General features: G+C 67.0%; 13 protein-coding genes. 3 read left to right on the forward strand and 10 right to left on the reverse strand.

All coding sequences use genetic code 11. The features are described 5' to 3' along the window. The 6 genes from MJ607_RS14210 to MJ607_RS14235 all read right to left on the reverse strand — a co-directional run. The coding region (locus MJ607_RS14210) for a dihydroxy-acid dehydratase (RefSeq protein ID WP_243076265.1) at positions 1-211 on the reverse strand (211 nt) is incomplete at its 3' end. Next, positions 198-1,235 (reverse strand): Gfo/Idh/MocA family protein, encoded by a 1,038-nt coding sequence (locus MJ607_RS14215; RefSeq protein ID WP_243076266.1) that lies wholly within the window; start codon positions 1,233-1,235, stop codon positions 198-200. The genes MJ607_RS14215 and MJ607_RS14210, both read right to left, overlap by 14 nt. Next, positions 1,235-3,673: a glycoside hydrolase family 2 TIM barrel-domain containing protein gene (locus MJ607_RS14220; RefSeq protein WP_243076267.1), complete on the reverse strand. Its 2,439-nt coding sequence runs from the start codon at positions 3,671-3,673 to the stop codon at positions 1,235-1,237. Before MJ607_RS14220 ends, MJ607_RS14215 begins: the two co-directional genes overlap by 1 nt. Then, positions 3,670-5,442, reverse strand: coding sequence for a family 43 glycosylhydrolase (locus MJ607_RS14225; protein WP_243076268.1), 1,773 nt, complete (start codon positions 5,440-5,442; stop codon positions 3,670-3,672). The genes MJ607_RS14220 and MJ607_RS14225 overlap by 4 nt, the downstream gene beginning before the upstream one ends. Beyond that, the gene (locus MJ607_RS14230) at positions 5,439-7,739 is read right to left on the reverse strand and encodes a glycoside hydrolase family 3 N-terminal domain-containing protein (RefSeq protein WP_243076269.1); all 2,301 of its coding nucleotides are present in this window, start codon (positions 7,737-7,739) and stop codon (positions 5,439-5,441) included. The genes MJ607_RS14225 and MJ607_RS14230 overlap by 4 nt, the downstream gene beginning before the upstream one ends. A gap of 84 nt (positions 7,740-7,823) precedes the next feature. Beyond that, the gene (locus MJ607_RS14235) at positions 7,824-9,185 is read right to left on the reverse strand and encodes an MFS transporter (RefSeq protein WP_243076270.1); all 1,362 of its coding nucleotides are present in this window, start codon (positions 9,183-9,185) and stop codon (positions 7,824-7,826) included. Between the two features lie 125 nt (positions 9,186-9,310). On the opposite strand from MJ607_RS14235, the gene MJ607_RS14240 reads away from it, so the two are divergent. Then, entirely contained in the window at positions 9,311-10,270 is a 960-nt protein-coding gene (locus MJ607_RS14240; RefSeq protein WP_243076271.1) for a LacI family DNA-binding transcriptional regulator, read from the forward strand. 270 nt (positions 10,271-10,540) lie between these two features. Here MJ607_RS14240 and MJ607_RS14245 read toward each other — a convergent pair whose 3' ends face one another. Genes MJ607_RS14245 through MJ607_RS20325 form a run of 3 tightly spaced genes read right to left on the reverse strand, consistent with a single transcriptional unit; the run spans position 10,541 to position 11,623 of the window. Next, a complete protein-coding gene (locus MJ607_RS14245; RefSeq protein ID WP_243076272.1) occupies positions 10,541-10,906 on the reverse strand; it encodes a DUF2255 family protein in 366 nt (121 codons plus the stop codon). Continuing rightward, positions 10,890-11,324: a cupin domain-containing protein gene (locus MJ607_RS14250; RefSeq protein WP_243076273.1), complete on the reverse strand. Its 435-nt coding sequence runs from the start codon at positions 11,322-11,324 to the stop codon at positions 10,890-10,892. The genes MJ607_RS14245 and MJ607_RS14250 overlap by 17 nt, the downstream gene beginning before the upstream one ends. Before the next feature lie 8 nt (positions 11,325-11,332). After that, positions 11,333-11,623 carry a hypothetical protein gene (locus tag MJ607_RS20325; protein WP_374238061.1) on the reverse strand — a complete coding sequence of 97 codons (291 nt, stop codon included), beginning with the start codon at positions 11,621-11,623 and terminating at the stop codon, positions 11,333-11,335. Positions 11,624-11,756: 133 nt separating this feature from the next. Here MJ607_RS20325 and MJ607_RS14260 point away from each other — a divergent pair, with 133 nt between their 5' ends. Together MJ607_RS14260 and MJ607_RS14265 are read left to right on the forward strand one after the other, a co-directional pair. After that, positions 11,757-12,806: a zinc-binding dehydrogenase gene (locus MJ607_RS14260; RefSeq protein WP_243076274.1), complete on the forward strand. Its 1,050-nt coding sequence runs from the start codon at positions 11,757-11,759 to the stop codon at positions 12,804-12,806. Beyond that, positions 12,806-14,302, forward strand: a complete 1,497-nt coding sequence (locus MJ607_RS14265) for an MFS transporter (RefSeq protein ID WP_243076275.1) — start codon at positions 12,806-12,808, stop codon at positions 14,300-14,302. The genes MJ607_RS14260 and MJ607_RS14265 overlap by 1 nt, the downstream gene beginning before the upstream one ends. A 71-nt stretch (positions 14,303-14,373) precedes the next feature. On the opposite strand, the gene MJ607_RS14270 is transcribed toward MJ607_RS14265, so the two are convergent. Further along, on the reverse strand, positions 14,374-15,795 hold the full coding sequence (locus MJ607_RS14270) for a glycoside hydrolase family 32 protein (RefSeq protein WP_243076276.1): 1,422 nt from the start codon (positions 15,793-15,795) through the stop codon (positions 14,374-14,376). Between the last annotated feature and the right edge of the window lie 155 nt (positions 15,796-15,950).

Below are 15,950 nucleotides of genomic sequence, written 5' to 3' on the forward strand. Positions count from 1 at the left end.
CCTCGTAGATGCCGTTCTTCACCGCCTGCGCCACCTCGTCGAGGTGACTGTTGCACGGCGTCAGATCCGACGCCGTGTTGGCGATCGCGATCTGGGGGCGCCCGGTGAACGCAGAGCCGGGCACGCCGCGGCGCATCCACGCACGGTGGATATAGGAGTTGCGGTCGTCACCCGCGTACCATTCGGAACTCCTGAGGTCAGGCATCGTCATCACCACTCCCGGTAGCCGCAGCGTTGTTCTCTCGTGACCCGGTGGGGCTGGCGTCACGTGGTACTCGAAGGCGCATCCCCGCGGCCTGGTAGATCTGGTCGATGGTCCGCATGGTCGCGGTGCCGGCGTTCGCGTCGGTCATGTTCAGGCCGCCGCGTTCGACGGTGTCACGGAACGCCTCCAGCTGGTAGTCATAGCTGGAGCGGCGATCTGCCTTCTCGTGGACACGGATGCCGGGACCGTCGATGAGCAGACGCGCACCCTGCTGCGGATGGTACGGCCAGCGCACTCGCATGCGGGCGTGCGCGCCGCGCAGCTCGAGTCGCGCGGAGAGCAGGCGACGCGACCAGATCGAACTCAGCACGGTGGCCGGCACACCGTCGAAAGTCAGCTGCGCGGTCATGAGCCGATCAATATCGCCTCGGCACGACGCCCGGGCAGAATCAACCGTCGGGTCGGCGCCGAAGATGTCGCGCAGCATGCGGATGGGGTAGCAGCCGACATCCATGAGGCCGCCGCCGCCGAGTCCGAAGTCCCACCGGATGTCGCGGCCGGGGCGGACTGGGACGCAGAACGTGGCGCGTGCGGATTCGATCGGTCCGAGGATTCCGGAGGTGATGACTTCGGCGATTCGTGCGGTGAACGGATGGTGGGTGGTGTGATGCGCCTCCATAACGACGAGCCCGCTCGCGGCGGCCGCCGCCGCGACCTGCTCAGCTTCGGCCGCGTTGGCGGTGAACGGCTTCTCGACGAGCACGTGTTTGCCGGCACTCAGTGCCGCTCGTGTCCAGTAACCGTGCAGGGCCGCCGGAAGCGGGATGTAGACCGCGTCCAGGGACTCGTCGGCGAGGAGGTGAGCGTACGTGTCGTGGACTCGCGGGATGCGGTGTCGGCGGGCGGCGGCTCGCGCTCTGCCGGGTTCCCGTGCGGCGATCGCCGTGACGCTCACACCGGACACGCGTGATGCCGGAGCGATGAGGGCCCCGTGAGTGATACGGGCAGCACCGAGCACGCCGATGCGCATCAGGCATCCTCTCGGGCGGTCACCTGCGCCAGTCGGGCGGTCACCTGCGCCTCGGCCGTCCCGTGACGCCGGCTCGAGGCCCGCACGATGATCGGGCCAGGTGTGCCATCGCTTCTGATGATCGCGAGCGCGCGCCCGTAGTGCGTGCTGTGCTGCCCAGCCGCGAACGACTCCGACGTCGCGGGTGCGGCGCTGCCCAGCGCGACAAGCGTCGCAGGGCCTTGGACTTCGACCGTCACGATGTCGTCTTGGAGCATCTCGACCACACCGTTGTCGTCGGCGATCTCGATGCGCAGGAAGGCGAGTTCCTGCCGATCGGCGGCAAGGTCGGGCGTCTCCGGGTTGACGCGCAGGGTTGGGGATTGCGCCGATCGCAGAACGCTGCGCGAGACGACCGCACCCTGGCGGTACCCGACGGCGACGATCTCGCCGAGCTCGTACGCTGCGCGGTACCGGGTGACGTACCCGGCTTTGACGCCGGCGCGTTTGCGGCCCAGGGATCTCCCGTTCAGGAAGACCTCGACTTCGTCGTCGCCGGCATAGATCTCCAGCTCGGCTTCGCGGCCCTCGGCGCCCGCCCACGACCAGCTGCTCACCGCGTCGGTGCTGCGCCAGGCTGTGCGCCGAACCCTCTCCTTCGCTCGGTCCAGTGGCCGCACAGTGATCGCCGGCTCAGGGAGCAGGCCCCACACGGCGCGACTGAGCAGCGCTGGCGCGCCGGCGACGCCGGTGATGTCGATCGCCCCAGGCCCTCCGGTCAGATGAGGGTAGGGCTTGGACAGTCCCGCGGTGAGCGAGTCCTCTCCGTACGCCCACGTGCCGACCCCTGCTTCTCCGAGGTAGTCCCAGGAGGTCCAGGCGAAGTCACCGATCACGTTCGGGAGTTTCTGAACGTTCGGCCAGAGCCGCGCGATGTCGCCGGGCAGGGATTCCGATCCGAGGATCACACGATCGGGATGGCGTTTCGCGTCGCCCTTGTACCTGCCCCAGGCGTAGTTGTAGGAAGCGACGTCGAGCGTGCCGATGACATCGCGGGTTGCCTTGTCGGTGCCCGGTGCGCGGGCGACCAGCTGCATGATGCTGCCCAGCCGGTCCGCGACGATGTTCGCGGCGGTGCTGGTGACCGCCGACGGACGCTTCTTCGATGATGCGGCAGGCGCGGGAGCTGCCGACGGGGCCCCACCTTTGCCGCCGGCCATGAGATTCAGAAGGAAGTTCACTGCTGTTGTGACGGGCCGATCCGGGTCGAGTGTGCGGACGAACGCACGCATCTCCCGGGCCGTCTCGACGCCTTTCGGCGTCCGGGTCTCGGTGTTCTCGTTGCCGATCGAGTACATGATCACGGACGGGTGATTGCGATCCTTCGCGACCATGGCGCGCGCGTCGTCGGGCCAGATCTCGTCGAACCGCGACGCGAGATCGAATTCCGTCTTCGGGTGGTACCAGACGTCGGTCAGCTCATCCAGTACGTAGAGGCCCAGTTCATCGCACGCGTCGAGCAGATCGCGGGACATCGGGGTGTGAGCGCTGCGGATGGCGTTGAACCCGTTCTCCTTCAGAATCCGCGCCCGGCGATGCTCCGCCGTCCGGAATGTCGCCGCTCCGAGCGGGCCACTGTCGTGATGGACGCATCCACCGCGGAGAAGGACTCTCTCACCGTTGATCAGAAGGCCTCGACGAGGGTCGACCTCAACGGTGCGCAGGCCGATCCGCACCGCCTGCTCGTCGACGATCTCACCGCCGGCCACAAGGCTGACCACGGCGGTGTACAGATGCGGCGACCGCTCCGACCACGGTTTCGGGTCGAGGACGTCGAGGGTGACGGTCGTCTGAGTGCTGCTTACGACGGCGCTCGCTTGCGCGGCTGTGACGCCGTCGTCGTCAAGACGGACGGTGACCTCGGCACCCAGTGCGGCAGGTGCAAGGTGGACAACAGCTTCAAGTGTCGCCGGGTTGCCCAGCATGATCGTGCGAAAGCCGATCCCTCCGTACGGGAGGTGGATGGCGCCGACGTCCTCCAGCCAGACTTTTCGGTAGATCCCCGACCCGGAGTACCAGCGACTGTTCGGCTGAGTGGAGTTGTCGACATCCACTTCAATCACGTTGTCCCCGCCGGCGATCACCCGCTCGAGGGGAACGGTGAACTCCCGGTAGCCGCTCACGTTGCGGCCGACCACTTCGCCGTTCAGTCGGATGGTCGCGTCTCCGTACACGCCCTCGAAGAAGAGACGCCACTGCCGTTCGCCGGCTTCCGACGGGGCCGCCCACGTCTTGCTGTACAGGTACCTTCCGCCGGGGAAGTATCCGCCGTGCGCGCCGGAGGGAGCATCCGCGGTCCGCTTCTCGGTGATCATCGCGTCGTGCGGAAGCGTCACCGGGCGCGGCGCTTCGCCACGCGCGGCGACGGTCCACCCGTCGGTGAACAGGACGGATGTCATCTCGTCCTCGCCGTCTCATGGGGCTGCCGGGAGATGGACGAAACCGCCCCGGGGGTGATGCCGTTCTCGTTGAACGCGTCAACGGCGACCCAATAGGACTCCCCCGCGTTGAGGGAACTGAGGTTCAGTTCGGTCTGGTCGTAGACGAGCCAGCTGTGGTAGAGCTTCTCCGCGTCCCGGCCGTACCTGACGTTGTACCCGTTGGCTCCGGCGACAGGTTGCCACGACAGCGCGGCTGTCAGCGGATCGAGCCGGCGGGCCGTCGTGTCGGCGGCCGCGGGTGGGACCCCCGTACCGCTTCCGAACACTCGCAGGCCGCTGACGGCGAGAGGTGCGTCGAAGGGCATCGCGCAGCCCGTGATTCGAACGTACCGGGCGGCGATGCCGTCCTGGATCGTGACCATCTTGTGGGGTGCATCCGCCCCGGTGCCTCGCCCGTCCCACAAGACAGTCCACGTGTCGCCGTCGACGGACGCTTCGAGCACGTATTCCGTCGGGTGGTCCGTCGATTCGATCAGACGGCGATGCCCTTCCAGTTGGCGAAGGGACGTGCGCGGCGCCGCAGCGATCTTGTCCAGCTGGTGATCGGCAAGGTTCACTTGGACGGCGTGAACCGACAGCGTGTCGCCGAGGTCCACTGTCAGGTGCTCGCCTGCGTCGTTGCTCGCGGCGACCCACCAATCCCGGACGCTCTCGTTGACCGCGAGAGCCGGCTCATGGCCACGCTGCGAGGAGGACGCCGTCACGAGCTTGCGGTGCGACAGCAGCATCCACCCTGCGAAGGTGTCGTTCCACGCGTCGAAGGGGCCGTCGGGAATCACCATGGGGTAGTCGGCGAAGTTCTGGTTGCAGAACAGCGTGCCGTCCTCGTCGAACCCGGCCGGGAAGAGTCCCACCCGGCGCTCGTAGGTGTGGTTCACCGAGACACGCATGGTTGAGGCGTGCCACCAGTTACCGTGACTGTCCTGGAAGGTGCTGCCGTGCCCGGCACCTGTGATGAAGCCGCCAGGCTTGGCAGAGAAGGGGCTGTCCGCTGAGTAGGTGAACGGTCCGAGCGGGCTGGGTCCGGTGTAGTACCCGTCGGCGTAGGTGTTCAGCTCGGTGGCGGGGGCGGCGTACTGGAGGTAGTAGGTGCCGCCGTGCTTGGTGAGCCAGGCTCCTTCGATGAAGGGCTTGCCGCCGAAGATGATCTTGGAGAGCAGGCTGTTCTTCTTCGGGTCGTGGTTCTCGCCGTTGCGTTCCCACCCTCGCGCGGCTGTATCGCTCGCGATGAGTTCGACGGGCGCTCCGACGGGTTCGTAGCTGGTCCGATCCAGTTCCACGCCCTGGACAGGGACACGGGCATCGCACCCCCAGTAGAGATAGATACGGCCATCGTCGTCCTGGTACAGGTTCGGGTCCCAGAAAGGGAAGCTGCCGGGCGAGATCTCGACGAAGTCATCGGCGAGAGGATCGGTCGTGCGGTAGAACGGCGACGGCTTGCCGCGTCGTGACGCCGAGATGATCAGCGCGCCGTCGACCTCGCGCACATCCGGTGCGTAGTCGTACGCCGGGAAGTTCTCACTGCGCCTTAGTGACCACGTGACCAGATCGTGGGAGTAGAAGAATCCTGGCGTCATGGACGTGAACAGGAAGTACGTCCCCTTGAAGAGAACCATCGAGGGGTCGGCTGCTTCGCGGGAGAGGGATCGCTTGCCGGTCAGACTGCGAACGTGCGAGTAGGCATAGGGCAGGTCGACGGGATTGCAGACGATCCGGGACTGCGTCACTGCGTGCCGCCATCGTGGGATGCTCCGGCATCGGCGACTTCGAGGACCGTCGCGAGGTCGGCGGCCGAGCTTCCACCGACCCAGATGTCGATAGTGGTGGCGTCCTGCACGAACCCGCCCGTGGCCGCACTCCAGTACCGCAGCTGGTCAGAGCCGAGAGCGAAGCGCACCGTCCGCGTCTCACCGGCGGCGATAGTGACGCGCTCGAACGCCTTCAGCTCTCGGACCGGGCGTGACGAGGTGCCGTAGCGCTGGTGGATGTATAGCTGAACGACCTCGTCGGCGTCTCGGCCGGATGTGTTCGACACGTCGACGGCGACGTCGACCGATTCGCCGACCGGGATGGTCGCGCGATCCAGGACGAGCTCGCCGTACTCGAACGAGGCGTAGGAGAGGCCGTGGCCGAATGGGTAGAGCGGCGTGCTCTCTTCCTCCCAGTACCGGGCTCCCTGGTCCTGCGGCGCGAACGTACGGTTGTGCGCGTAACCGATGGGCACCTGGCCGACGTGGCGGGGCCAGGTGAACGGCAACCGTCCCGCGGGCGAGGCGTCACCGAAGAGGACTGAGGCGACGGCGTCGCCACCCTTCGTCCCCGGGTACCACGCCTGCAGGATGGCCGGAACATTCTCATCCGCCCACCGCAGGTCGAGCGGCCGGCCGGACATGACGATCAGCACGACCGGTGTCCCTGTTGCCACGATCTGCCGCAACTGGTCCTCCTGCGCACCAGGAAGGGTGAGGGTCGAGGTCGACGCGTTCTCGCCGATCTGATTCTGCCGCTGGCCGACGACCACGACCGCGAGGTCCGAGTCGGCCGCGAGCTGCACCGCTCGTCGGGTCTCCGCTTCCTCGTCGTAGTCCTCCGGAGTGGCCGCGACGGTGGGGTCCATCTGGTCGAACATCGACGGAAACACGCGACGTGGGATGCCGGCTCCTGGCGCGAACTCGACCTTGGCGTGGTCGCCGAGCCGGGAGCGAAGCCCTTCCAGGATCGTGACGGTCTCGTCGGTGTCGTGATCGAACACCCATGGGCCGAGCGTGTCTCGTTTGCTGTCTCCCAGTTGCCCGATGAGGGCGACGGAGCTCAGTGCCGCGGCGTTCAGCGGCAGCGTTCCGGCGTCGTTCTTGAGCAGGACGATGGATGCCTCCGCGGCTGCACGCGACAGATCACGACTTTGCACCGAGTCCAGGACCTCTGCTGCGGCTTCCTCGTCGACATAGGGGTTCTCGAACAGTCCCAGCCGGAACTTCGCGGTGAGGACTCGACGCACGGCCTCGTCCACGACGTCCTCTTCTAAGAGGCCGTCCCGAACCGCCTGGGCGAGCCGCGCATACGCGGGATCGAACATGCACATCTCGATGTCGACGCCCGCGGTCACCGCCCGCACGGCGGCATCCGTGAGGTCCTTCGCGAAATGCTGGGTCTCGAGTGACCTTACGGCGTTGTTGTCGGAGACCACGAAGCCGTCGAAGCCGAGCTCACCGCGAAGGATGTCGGTGAGCAGGCGCCGATTGCCCGACGCCGGAACGCCGTTGAAGTCCATGTACGCGGTCATCACGTTGGCCGCACCGGCCTCGATCGCCGCGCGAAAAGGGGGAAGGTAAACGTTCCACAGTTCCGAATCGGAGATCTCCGCGTCGTCGTAGTCGCGCCCGCCTCGCGCCGATCCGTAGCCGACGAAGTGCTTCGGGCCCGCCAAGATGCTCTTCGGGCCCAGATCTCCTTGGAACCCCCGCACCTGCGCAGCAGCCACCGCCGCGCCGAGCAGCGGGTCCTCCCCCGCACCCTCGATGATCCGACCCCAACGGGGGTCGCGGGCGATGTCGACCATAGGCGCAAAGGACCAGTGGATTCCGACCGCCCGGGCTTCCCCCGCTGCCGCCGCTTGGGCGGCCTCGATGATCTGGGGCGACCAGGTGGCGGCCAGCGCGACCGGCACCGGGAAGATCGTGCGAAGACCGTGAACGACGTCGAAGCCGAGGATCAGCGGGATGCCGAGGCGGCTCTCCTCGACCGCCGCACGCTGCATCCGGTTCGCGGTCTTCGGATCTTTGACGAAAAGGATCGACCCGGTCGTCCCCTCGCGGATGGATCTTGCCACAATGGCGGGCTGCTCGGCATACGCCCGCTGCTCGGGTGGCAGCTGGTCGAGGTCGAGCCCCTCCGGTACCTCGATGCCGAGGTGGAAGAACTGTGTCAGCTGACCGACCTTCTCCTCGAGGGAGAGTCTCGACAGGAGGTCGGCGGCGCGTTCGTCGATGGGAAGATCGGATCGACGGAATGGCAGGTCGGTCATTTTGTCCTTCATGGTTCGCGGAGAGGTGGCTGTCGCTACGTTCCCCGGCTGCTCTTCGGAGGTCGTGCCCGGGGTCGGCCGGGGTTACCGGACCGACTTGACGCGCAGCACGATCAGGCCACCGATGATGGTGAAGATTCCGGCGACGATGTAGAGCACGGTGTAGTTCTGTCCACCCGCACCGGTGGCGCCGATCAGCAGCAGGCCCGACGCGAGGAAGGGCGCAGTTGCCTGTGCAATGGCGATCGAATAGCCGGTGATGCTGACGAACCGGCCGGCATCCGTCTCCTTTGCAGGCAGCACGTCGATCATCAGCGCCTGATCCACCGACGAGAAGATGCCGATCGCCAGCGTGGTGAGGAAGCTGCCGACGAGAAGCACAGGCAGGTTGGGGGCGAACGCCATCAGGGTTGTGGCGCCGGCGAAGATGATCGCTGAGCCCAGCACGAACGGCTTGCGACGACGCAGCTTGTCTGTCAGGAATCCACCGCCGAGCGCGCCCCCGATCGTTCCCACGATGCCCAGGAGCCCAGCCGTGGCGATCAACCCGCCGACCTCAGCAACCTGCAGTCCCAGCTTGGATGCGAAGAAGAACGCCGTGTAGGTCGAGCTGAGGGTCAGGCCGAAGAAGAAGAACAGTCGTGCGAGCCAGTTCCACCCGAAGTCGCGGTTCTCCATCGGATTGAAGACATACCCGGCGAGTACCTTACGCACCGACAGCGGCGCATCGAAGGTGAGACCCCTGCTGTCGGGCTCCTTGTAGAAGATCACGAACAGCCCGACGAGTAGGACCGCGAAAATACCTGGAATGAGCATCATCAGGTACGGGTTCGCCGCGAGAGAACCGCCGATCACGGCGCCAACGACGGGGGCGATCTGCTGCGCCGTGCCGGTGATGCCGGCGACCCGGCCGCGCTGAACAGCGGGAAGACGATCCGCCTGGATGGTCACGAACCCATTCACGACCAGACTGAACGTCATCTGCGCGAGCACCCACCCGAGGCCCAGGACAAACACGTTCGGAGCGAACGCCATCACAGCCAGCGCCAGCACACCCCCGAGCGTTCCGCCGATCAGCCACGGGCGGCGTCGGCCCAGCCGACTACGTGTGCGGTCGCTCAACTGGCCGGCAAGTGGCCCGAGGGGCAGCGCGGCGAGGGCACCGACGCCGATGATCAGACCGAGATACTCGTCGTGATCCGCGGCAAGGTCCTGCACGCGGATCGACAGGGAGATCGCGACAGGCGTGACGTAGGCGAGGTAGACGCCGAAGATTCCGAAGAAGAGCAGGGTGATCCACCCGCGGCTCACCTTCGGCTGGTCGCTCCCCAGTTCATCGATGCCTTCCGCGTCCGCGAGGCTCGCTGTCGCCTCGGCGGCCACGGGACCTGCTAGCGGCGCTGCGACACCTGCGATCGATTCGATGTTGTCTTCTGCTGATTCCACGGGGCGACTCCTGTGTCAAGGCTTGCGGGAACGGGCTGCTTTGCCGGCACGATCGGGTAGGTATCGCGCGTTACCTATGAAACCACATCTAGGTATCGCGCGTCAACAGCTTTAGGATGTGAACCATGAGCACGACTACCAGCGAAGACGTGGCACGGCTTGCCGGCGTCTCACGCGGGGCCGTGAGTCAGATCCTGAATGGCCGGGGTCAGCGATTCGCAAGTGAAACCCGCGACCGGGTGAGGCGCGCGGCCGCCGAACTCGGCTATCAGCCCTCGCAGGCCGGACGCACTCTGGCGAAAGGCTCAAGCGACATCGTGCTCGCGGTGCTTCCCAACACCACGTTCGGCGGCAACCTTCAAGACATCTTCCAGACGGCGGCGGAGGATCTCGCCACGCACGGCCTGACTCTCCTGCTGCACCTGGCGACACCCACGACCGCGCCGTTGGATCGAGTCATCACGGGGATGAAGCCCCGAGCGGTGGTGTCACTCACACCTTTCACCGAAGAGGAGTTGACGCTGTTGAGCGAACGAGGTGTCAAATCGTTCGATCCGGTGACAACCGGCTCCGGACCTGAGGCCGACGCGGGGATCGGCCGCCTCCAGGCACGTCACCTCATCGACCGGGGATACAAGAAGCTCGCGTTCGCGCACTTGCGGGACTCGCGCCAGGATCCGTTCGGCATGGATCGGGAGGACGGCGTCCGGCAAGTCTGCCGGGAGGGTGGCCTCGCGGAACCCGCCTCACTGCAACTCGGCATCAACTCCGCCGACGCGCTGCGCGCGATCAAAGCCATTGATCGCGGCACGGGCATCGCCTGCTACAACGATGACGTCGCAACCGCGTTGGTCTCGGCGGCGTCCGAGAGCGGCTGGCGCATCCCCGCAGACGTGGGGATCATCGGGATGGACAACACGCCCCTGTCTGCAGTCACCTACCCGCCCCTGACAACCATCGGGTACGACGTGAAAGCCGCCGCGCACAACCTCATCACCATGACACTGGTCGGCATCGGCGAACCCGTCGACGAGCGGCCGATTCTCGAGCCGGCGTTCAGCCTCATCCAGCGCGGGACGACCTAGGCCGGGCACCGTTCGGATTCGGTCTCCTCCAGCGAGGCTCCGACGTGTCGAGCTAGCCGCAGAGTCATCCCGGGTCGGTTCGCAGGGCACCATCTTTGTGAGCTCGAACGGCTCGCTCGAGGAAGCACGGCAGGATGCTCGGGGACCCCTCGGTGGACCCTCGACGCGAAACATCAGCAGACCTCCCGCGCCTCCCTTCTTTGGCTTGCATGCCCGGCAGCTGGAGGCCATCTCCGGCTCCATTTGCCGCGCAATCGCGTCCGCATCACGTCACCGCGGGTCGACGCGCAGCGTGGTCTGCTTGGCGAGCGGGCTGGTGATCGAGCGGCTGGGAGATCCGTTGCCGTACTTGGCGAAGTAGGCCTTGTCGATCGCGTCGTCGTGCGAAGGGTCGAGGGTGTACGCGACGGCGCGGGTGTTGGCGCCCCAGCGTAGAAAGCCCTCGAAGTGGCGGGCGACGCCCTTGTACCATTCGCCGCCCGGTCCTTTCACGGACCGCAGGTAGAGCTTCCCGTCGACGACGACGTGCCACACGATCGTGAGGGTGCGGCTGGTCCCGTCGGCACGACGCCCGGCGACCCTCACCTCGCCGGAACGGTCGAGCTCGCGCAGCTCGGTGTCAGTCCATCCGGTCATCGGCGTCTCCCTTCTTCGCGGAGCCGTTGTATTCGGCGTCGGTGATGTGCTCTTTCCAGAGCGTCGTCGTGGCCGGGTCGTCGCCCGCTTCGAGCATCGCGATGTGCTCCATGAAGCATCCCGGCGCGGCGGCGTGCCAGTGGTCCTCTCCTGGCGGGGTGTACAGCGTCTGCCCGGCGGGCACGTCGATGATCGTGCCGTCCCGGTGGCCGAAGCGCGCGACACCCTGCGTGACCCGCAGGTACTGGCCGCGGGCATGGGAGTGCCAGGCGGTGCGGGCGCCAGGCGCGAACCGTACCGTGGCCACCGTCATCCGCTGATCCGCTTCATGGGGGGTGGCGATGGTGTCGAGCCACACGTCGCCGGCGAACTTGTCCGGCGGGTTCTTCGCGGTGGGCTGGACGGGTTCGATGTTCATCGGATCTCCTACGGAGTGAGGGTGGCGCCGGGTGAGACGATCTGGTCGACGCGGTCGAGGACCGTGGGCGTTATCCGTCGGCGGATGTGCTCTGGGGTCTGGCTGCCGGCAGCGCGGGAGAGACTGCCCAGCTCGCGAGCATTCGGAGGGCGTCGGCGGAGGGCGAGCATCGCGACTTCCTCACGGCCCAGCCCGGGCACCCGCCTGCTGCCGCCGTACGCGGGCAGAGCGGCCTGGTCCGGAGTGATGCGGTGCAGGCGGCCGGCCAGGAACTCCCGCACCTCGCTGCGATGGTCCATGATCCTCGACGCTACGCGCACGCTCTCACGCCTGGGAGGGTCTGGCAGTACCGGGGACGGCCGTCACTGCCACGCGCGCATCGCGCGGGGTCAACTGCATACATCCACTGACGACCCCGAGGAGTTCTCTCGCATGCTTGCGACTTTCATGTACGGCGCCGGTGACGTCCGCGTCGAAACCGTTCCCGACCCGACCCTGAAGAACTCAACGGACGCGATCGTCCGCACTGTGCGTTCGTGCGTCTGCGGGTCCGACCTGCACCCCTACCACTCCATGGAGAACTCCGGCGAGGGCAGCCCGATGGGCCATGAGCTGATCGCGGTGGTCGAAGAGGTCGGCTCCGACGTCACCACCGTGAAGCCTGGCGATTTCGTGATCGTTCCGTTCGCATTCTCGGACAATACCTGCGTGTTCTGCCGCGAGGGGTTCCAGACCTCCTGCGTACACGGGGGCTGGTACGGCAGCGCGGAGACCGGCGGCCTTCAGGCAGATCTTGCCCGGATCCCGCTCGCCGACGGCAGCCTCGTGAAGGTCCCGGACCTTGACCCTGCCACGGCGGACGAGGGCATGCTCGCGTCGCTGCTGACCCTGTCCGACGTGTATCTGACCGGATATCACGCCGCCCACATGGGACACGTCGAGCCCGGCAAGACCGTCACGGTGATCGGGGACGGGGCCGTCGGCCTGTCGGCCGTGCTCGCTGCCCAGCAGCTGGGCGCGGAGCGGATCATCCTGATGGGACGACACACCGCTCGCACCGACCTGGGCGTCGCGTTCGGCGCAACCGACGTCGTCGCCGAGCGCGGCGAGGACGGTATCGCGAGGGTGATGGATCTGACCGACGGGGAAGGCGCGCACATCGTCCTCGAGGCGGTCGGGCATATGCCGGCGTACGAGCAGGCCCACGGCATCGTCCGTCCCGGCGGCATCATCTCCCGCGTCGGCGTCCCGCAGTATGAGGAGGCGGGTATCGGGTTCGGGTCGCTGTTCGGCAAGAACGCCCGCCTCGCGGGCGGCCCCGCACCCGTCCGCGCCTACATCGAGGCGGCGATCCCGCAGGTAATGTCTGGCGCGATCAACCCCGGCCGGGTCTTCGACCGCACCATCTCGCTGACCGACGTGCCCGCCGGGTATCGGGCCATGGACAGCCGAGCAGCCCTCAAGGTCATGGTCACGGTCTGATGGCCGCGCAATCTCTGCCTCTCGCAGCGGGTGCGATCAGGACAGCCCCGCTCCACAAGGGCGCGATCCTGGCCATTGTCCTGGTCAGCTATTTCATGATCCTGCTCGACAACTCCGTGATCTTCACCGCATTGCCCAGCCTGCAGGCCGACCTGCAGTTGAACGGCACGGAGCTGGCGTGGGTGCAGAACGCTTACACGCTGGTGTTCGGCGGGTTGCTGCTGCTCGGGGCACGCGCCGGCGACATCCTCGGCCGTAAGCCGGTGTTCATCCTCGGCCTCATCGTCTTCTCCGTCGCATCACTGCTGATCGCCCTCTCCCCTGCCGGATGGTGGATCATCACGGCCCGAGCCATCCAGGGCATCGGTGCAGCGATCGTGGCTCCGTCGGCGCTGTCCCTCATCACGGCGACTTTCGAGGGCAGGGAACGCTCCCGTGCGGTCGCGTGGTATTCGGCCACCGCCGGCATCGGTGCGAGCCTCGGTCTGGTCGTGGGCGGTGCGATGGCGTCCTGGTTCTCATGGCGGGCCGGGTTCTTCATCAATGTCCCGATCGGGCTCGCGATGCTGCTCCTGGCACCGCGGTTCCTCCCCCGCACGCCCGCTCTGCCCGGTCGGTTCGACCTCGTCGGGGCGATCACCTCCACCCTCGGTGTCGGTGCACTCGTCTTCGCGATCCTCAACGCCGCAGAGAACGGGTGGACCAGCCCCGCCACGGTGGCCGGGTTCGGGGTCGCGGCCGTGGTCCTCGCCGTCTTCGTCGTCGCCGAGGCGCGGGCCTCGCAGCCGATCATGCCGCTGCGGCTGTTCGCCAGCCGGACGCGGGCCGGCGCCTACCTGACCCGGCTGCTCTACCTCGGCGCGATGATCGGGTTCTTCTTCTTCACCAGCCAGTACCTGCAGGAGGCGCTTGGCTTCACCCCGATCCAGGCGGGCTTCGCCTTCCTGCCGATGACCCTGGTGAACTTCGTCGTCGCAATGGCGATACCCCGGCTGACCGCCCGAATCGGCAACACCGTGCCGCTCATCGCAGGGATCGCACTCACGCTCGGCGGCATGTTCTGGCTCAGCCACATCACGCCGACGAGCGACTACGTCACCGCCGTCGCCCTCCCCATGCTGCTGATCGGCGCCGGACAAGGGCTCGCGTTCGCACCCATGACCACCTTCGGAATCACCGGCGCCGCGCCCGCAGATGCCGGCGCGGCATCGGGTGTCGTGAACACCTTCCACCAGGTCGGCTCGTCACTGGGTCTCGGCATCCTCGTCGCCGTCGCGGGTGCCGCCGCGGGGGGAACCACAGGCGCGGCTGCGACGATCAGGGCAGAGGCGACCGCCGCGCTGACCGGAGCGAGCATCTTCCTGGGCCTCAGCCTGCTCATCGCGCTCATCCTCATCGCGCCGGGAGATTCGGCGGCGCGGCGACGCAACGCCGCGCAGGGGGGTTCCGCCAGCCCCTCCCTGCGCGCCGACGCTCGACCTACCGTTGGCGCGTGAGCGGCGGTACACATCACGATCTGGAAGGGATGTGCACATGTCTGACCCCACAATCGATCCAACGGCCGCCTTCATGGGATCGACAGTTCGCGGATCGTGAGTCCGCGGAAGGTGGCTTGGCCATCGTGGGCGTAGAGACGGAGGCGGTCGTCGCCTTCGAGCGGGAACACGCGGTGGGAGTGCACGACGCGACCGTCTCCGACGAAGAGTTCCACACTCGTGCGATCGACAAGGAGGCGGATCATCAGGCGCCCGGTTGAGGGGTCGATAGGAGTCTGCGACTCGCCACCGGTGGGGTTGACGGTCGGACGACGGTTGACGTACACGAATGGGCCGCGCAGGTATACGCCCACCGCGACGTGGCGCCCCCCGCCGGAGGCACGGCACACCTCGATCCCGACATTCGCGGGAGCGGCCGCCGGGTCCCACGCCAGTTCGCACGACAGGTCGTAAGCGAGCGACCGCACATCGAGATCGCGCGTGCCGCTCACGACGACATCGCCCAGTCGGTGCGTCTTCGTCGCGTACCGCTCGAGCGCCGCGGTCGGGGTCGAGGCGAGAAAGTACCCGCCGATCCCCCGCTTGAGCCGGACGTCGCGCACGATCATGTCGTCGCCGTTGTAGCCGTCGGTTGCGAGCGTGGGTGTGTTGTGCGGGTAGTCCCAGAAGTTGGCCCAGCCGATTGCGCGGCGGAGAGTCGCATCCTCAGCCCCCGAGCCGTCGTGATCCGGGTACGTCACCGCACCGTAGAAATCGAACCCGTAGTCCAGCCACTGCGGCTCGCCATGGTCGGGAACGAATGACGCGCCATCGAATGCCCCGGTCCAATACGCATAGGTCGCCGGCAGACCCCGACCCTTGCCATTGGCGCTGGTGCCGAGTATCCAATGCGAGCTGCCGTCGTCCGCTGTCATGCGGAAGATGTCGGGGCACTCCAGCACGCCGAGGTCGGTGCGCTCGAACTCGCCGACGCGCTCCCACGAGCGCAGATCGGCCGATATGTAGAACCCGATCCTCTGCCCTTCCGCGTTCGCCATGAACCACCGCCGGCGGTCGGCGTCCCAGATCACCTTCGGGTCGCGGAAGTCCGGCACTCCCGGGTTCGGGAGGACCGGCGCGTCCCCGCCGGGGCGGAAGGACCGTCCCCGATCCGTCGAGTACCACAGATACTGCGCTTGCTTCCCCTCGGGCGCCTGCGTCAGGAGGGCGATGACCGCGCCTTCGCCATACCCGGCGGTGTTGCGCTCATCGACGACGAGGCATCCTGACCAGCAGTCGCCGTTCGCGTTGCTGAACTTCGGGATAGCGACGCCGCGATCGCGGAACGAGACGTGGTCGCGTGTCGTCGCGCGGCGCCATGACGTGCCTCCGCCGCCGTCGATGTAGTCGGCGTTGTACAAGTAGTAGTAGTGGTACTCGCCATCGAGGTAGATGGGGCGCTGCGGGTCGTTCTTCCAGTTGTCGCGAACGCTGAAGTGGTAAGTGGGCCGCATGCGGTTGCGTCCTTTCAGGCAGCGCCGGTCTCGGCGGTGAGGGACTCGGCCGAGGCAGGAGCGGCGACTCCCGCCACGGCGAGCGCGCCTCCGAGAGCTGGAGCCCCGGCCCCGGCCCCGGCGAAGAGTGTGCGACGTGATACCACGGGTGAGTT

Source organism: Microbacterium sp. SS28 (assembly GCF_022761035.1).
In the GTDB taxonomy this organism is placed as follows: Bacteria; Actinomycetota; Actinomycetes; order Actinomycetales; family Microbacteriaceae; genus Microbacterium.